This is a genomic window from Micromonospora sp. NPDC000316 (genome assembly GCF_042898885.1).
Classification (GTDB): Bacteria; Actinomycetota; Actinomycetes; order Mycobacteriales; family Micromonosporaceae; genus Micromonospora.
Genome location: NZ_JBIAZG010000042.1, coordinates 1 through 4,315, shown reverse-complemented (window position 1 = coordinate 4,315; position 4,315 = coordinate 1). Strand labels below are relative to the sequence as shown.

The 4,315-nt window shown below is 68.2% G+C and carries 4 protein-coding genes and 1 pseudogene; 4 read left to right on the top strand and 1 reads right to left on the bottom strand.

What is annotated here, in order from left to right:
* From ACFY2Q_RS29475 to ACFY2Q_RS29460, 4 genes and pseudogenes are all read left to right on the top strand, one after another.
* Nucleotides 1-219 (top strand): annotated as a pseudogene (locus tag ACFY2Q_RS29475) (IS21 family transposase); the annotation flags it as partial.
* A 22-nt stretch (nt 220-241) separates the two neighbouring features.
* On the top strand, nt 242-535 hold the full coding sequence (locus ACFY2Q_RS29470) for a hypothetical protein (RefSeq protein WP_387135927.1): 294 nt from the start codon (nt 242-244) through the stop codon (nt 533-535).
* 186 nt (nt 536-721) lie between these two features.
* Nucleotides 722-1,618, top strand: a complete 897-nt coding sequence (locus tag ACFY2Q_RS29465) for a hypothetical protein (RefSeq protein ID WP_387135925.1) — start codon at nt 722-724, stop codon at nt 1,616-1,618.
* 333 nt (nt 1,619-1,951) lie between these two features.
* Entirely contained in the window at nt 1,952-4,000 is a 2,049-nt protein-coding gene (locus ACFY2Q_RS29460) for a hypothetical protein (protein ID WP_387135923.1), read from the top strand.
* Nucleotides 4,001-4,003: 3 nt separating this feature from the next.
* Here ACFY2Q_RS29460 and ACFY2Q_RS29455 read toward each other — a convergent pair whose 3' ends face one another.
* Nucleotides 4,004-4,132 (bottom strand): hypothetical protein, encoded by a 129-nt coding sequence (locus ACFY2Q_RS29455; protein ID WP_387135921.1) that lies wholly within the window; start codon nt 4,130-4,132, stop codon nt 4,004-4,006.
* Nucleotides 4,133-4,315 lie beyond the last annotated feature (183 nt).

Below are 4,315 nucleotides of genomic sequence, written 5' to 3'. Positions count from 1 at the left end.
CACGCCCGCACGATCACCGATCCCGAGCATCAGGCCACCGCCCGGCTGCTGCGCCAGGACTTGGCCGCCCGCCGGCGGCAGGCCTCGACTCGTTCGCACGCTGATGGACACGTCGTGGCGATCCGTGCCTTGCCGGACTACGACGCCCTGTTCGGCGTGGACTTCGACCCCCGCCCCGACTGCGAGGCGGTCCAGGAAAACGCAGCCGAAGGGAAGTAGATGACCACGACAACGAAGAGCGGTGGCCCAGCCGAAGTGCGGGGACGAGGCCGCTGCGCGCACCGAGGGGGTGCAGGTCACCAGTGACGGCGAGGACCGGGTGAAGTGGTGCTTCGGCGTGCAGGACGGCCGCCGGGTTCTCAAGGTGGCCAACAACACGCGGGCGTACCTGCAGATCTCCTACCCTTCGGGCTGGAAAGTGGTGAACGGGTCGGCGACCAGCTTCAGTACCGGCACGGTGGCGCGGGCGTTGGGCATGACTGCTGCTGTCCCCTCGGGATGTCGTCACCCATCGTCAGCGGGGGTGACACCCTGACCCTAGATGTCCCGGCCGGATCAGGTGGCCGCGTGCGGGCAGAGGTATCCGTCATAGCTTGGGCCGTGTCCGGCATCTTTTTCGGAGCGGAGGTCTACTTCCAGGTTTCGAAGGTGGCGGGTAGCGCGTTGGAAACGGCCGCCAAGGGGGCGGTCGACCGGTTCGCACTGCTGCTGGGCGGAACCGGTGACGCTGACGCCTTCGACGGTCTCAAGGAGTGCACGAAGGAAAATCTCGGAGCTCACCGAGCTGAGCGAGGACGTGGCGTGGGAGGTGATCAAGTTCGTCTGGAAGTGCGCCCCAGCGATCATGAAGTCCCAGATGGAGGACGTTTCGGTGTTCGCCGCCGGCGTGCTGCTGACGATGATCGGCGCGCTGGTCGAGACGATCCTGACCGGCGTGCATCTAATCGTCACCGGCGCGCGGGAGATCTGGGACAACCTGGCCAGCTTCGGCGGCAAGAGCGATCCCCTATACGACATCGTGATCGGTACGCCGTCGGTGAAGTGCAAGACGACGAGCGCCTTCGCTGGCGGGGCCAAACGGCTGTACGCCGAGGCGCGCGGCGGCCGTAGCAGCGACTACTGGAAGGTATCTCTGCGAAGCCCGCGCCGCATCACCTGTGACAACTCCTGGGCCGTAGTTGACGAGGTAGCTGAGTTCCAACCGGCGTACGGCGACTACGCGGTCGCCTGGGGCCCAGTGCTCCTGCGCTACACAGACGGGCAGTGGCACGGTGTGTCCGCATATGTCAACCCATACGACTCGGGCGCGGATCCGACGCCGGTGGTGGCGACAAACCTGGCGAAGTGCCGGCAGGCACCCCGGGGCGCTTCGGACCTTAATGCACTGCTGAAGCTTCGCCGTTCACCGATTGAACCTGACAAGACGTGCGCGGGTCCCCTCGCCCGAGCGTCGGGCAACACGGTGCGGGCCTGCCGGGTCGTCCAGTCCCCCGCCGTGTACCGGCAGGCTACGACGAGCTCGTGCCAATGTTGCGGGCGTGAAAGGCCGAACTGGCGGCACCTCGGCGTGACACGACCGAAAACCTCCACTTCGCGTTGGTCGAGGCCGTCGATTTGATGGCTTCCGCTGCCTGTGGACCACCGAACCCGAGCCTGCCGGCCGAGGATTGTGCCCGGATGAGGCGTTGTGCCCGCTCACCCCGTCGCGGAAGGTTGTCCGTAGGAGTCCCTTGAGGAGCGGATAGTGGCGGAGCCCGCAGGTCCAACATTGAACAGGCAACGGCGCACGCGCATCATCCTCGTCGGTGCCGTCGTGGTCCTCGCCATGCTCGCCACCGCCGGCATCGTCTGGGTCGTCCACCGGCGCACCGCGCCACCGGCACACGCCATCGCGGGTGACCCCCGGCCCGCACTCGGCACCGACCGGAAGACCGTCGGCAGCGGTGGCGACGTGGTCAAGAACCAGCACGTCACAGTCACCGTCGACCCCGGTACCGTCACCGAGGACGCCCACCTCACGGTCGTTCTCGGCGCGCCCCTCGGCACCGTCACCGGCCCATACGCGAAGGAGACCTGGGGCGCCCCCGTCCAGGTCGACCATGCCGCGCCTCTCGCCAAGCCCGTCACCCTGACCTGGGACGTCGCCAAGCTGACCGCGAGCGAGCGCGCCACCCTCGCCCTGGTCCGCTGGAACCCGGACCTCGCCGCGTGGGCCCCGGCTGGCGACCCCGTCAACGTCACCGACACGACCCTGACCGCGCAGGTCACGCAGTTCTCCATCATCGACTGGGTCAGCAACGGCGCGGCTGGGATCGGCCAGACCGTCGGCCAGTGGCTCGGCAAGCGCGCCGACGCCCCCAAGTGCTCCGGCGAACGCCTGCCGCCCTGGGTACGGTCCGTCGTCCGCCCCGACGAGGACCTCAGCGCCGCAGCGTTGCGTACGTGCGTCGAACCCGACAGCAAGTCCGGCGTGGTCACCATACGCGTCGCCAACAACCGCTCCTACGGCCAGCGCATCACCCTCAAGCCCGAGGGCATCGAGTGGCCCTGGGTCTGGCCCGGCGAGGCCGACGTGTCGCCGCGCGGCTGGGCGTGGACCGCCGCGAGAGCAGTGTTCGACTCCAAAAGCAGTGCTCTCATTCCAGAGACGCGCACGACGGCGTTCGGCGTTGCCCGGCCTGCCACGCCCGGGCCCGCGCAGATCACGATGACGGCCCAGGCGACCACCGTCACAATCTTCATGGACATCGTGGGGATGGTCGTTGACAACCTGACAATCAGCGGTTCCGGTTCCCCGGTCATCGACGCGTTCCTGCAGGGGTTGTACGCGTGTGGGGGCAAACAACTCCTCGGCAGCCGCCCGGACAGCGCCGATGAAGCGGCGACCATGGCCCTCAAAACGGCCGTCGACTGCGTGAACGCGGTGCTGGAACCCGGTACCGACGCCAAAGCACTCTCGTTCGGGGTGGTCAATGCCTACGAGAACGCCCTGCGCGCTGAGATCGCCAAGGGCGGCGCCGCCGCGGAGAACGCGGTTAAGGCGGGCCGCCTCACGCACGAGATCGCCAGGCGGCTCAAGTACCTGCAGCTGTTCGAGATCACCGAGTACGTCAGCAACCAGCTCGCCGACTCGCTCGTCGGCCCGACCAGCATCACGCTGCACCTGACCGGCGCGCCGCAGGACCTCGGCGCCTGGACCCCGACCTGCATGGACGCGGCGAAGGACGCGAACCTGCTCTACCGCAACCTGGCGCTGCAGGACCGGTTCGCGGACAAGAGCAAGGAGCTGTGGCAGTTCTCGACCTGGGCCGCCGACGCGAAGACCGCCGCCAAGCCGCTCGGCAAGTGCACAGCGGCCCAGCAGGACGCGGTCGCGAACGCCGTCGACAGATCGTGGGCGGACAAGAAGGCGGGCGCCGTCGTGTCGCAGGCGGTCCGCGAGCTGACGCCAGGGACGCGGATCGTGACCGTCGACCCATGGACGGACGGCACCGCCCCCTCGGCCACCACCCGCCGCGCCGGGTCCGGCAGCAGCTGCATCCCGTCCGAGGTCGCGCCGCGACCCGAGGGGTTTCGCTGCTTCACCGACAGCGCAGTCATCGACCCGTGTTTCGCGAACCCGCACAGCGTCACCGAATACCTGTGCGCGCCGTGGGGGATGACCGAGGCGTGGACGCTGCTCAAGGGCGTGACGCGGGACAGTGCGTTCGTCAACGACGGGAAGCCCGCCATCTTCGTCCTGCGTCTCACGAACGGCGCCGTGTGCCGCCGCTCCACGGGTAGCGGGCCGGCCGGGGTGCCCGGGTACCCGTACTGGGTCGGCTCGTGCACCGGCGGGCCTTACGGGTCGCAGAGCAAGGTATGGCGCATCGGCGAGAACATGAGTTCTGCCCCGAACTACCCGCTCTACGCGACGAACGACCCGAAGGTGTTCGCTGCGGCCGTCGAGACCTCCGACGGCACGGTGCAGCGGCTGCCGGTGGCAACGGCCTGGCGCTGACGGTCAGCCGGACAGCCTTTCCTCGGCGGTGTCGACCAGGAAACACGCCGAGTCCACGATCTCCAGCAGCGCGGCACCGGACATGCCGGATGCCCGTCGTCGTCGGACAACTACCCATGACACTTCGGCCATGGCCTTGGGTGCACACTCATCGGCCGGGAGTGTGCGGTCACGGACGAACCTCGGCTCTATCGGTTGGGCGCGTCGCCTATGGGGCTGCCCGGAACGTGTCAAGGGATTGAGGCCAACGGGAGTTAAGCGGCTTGTCGTTGTGGCTCGGGTTTGTTGATCCAGACCTGTTCGGGCAGGTCGAGG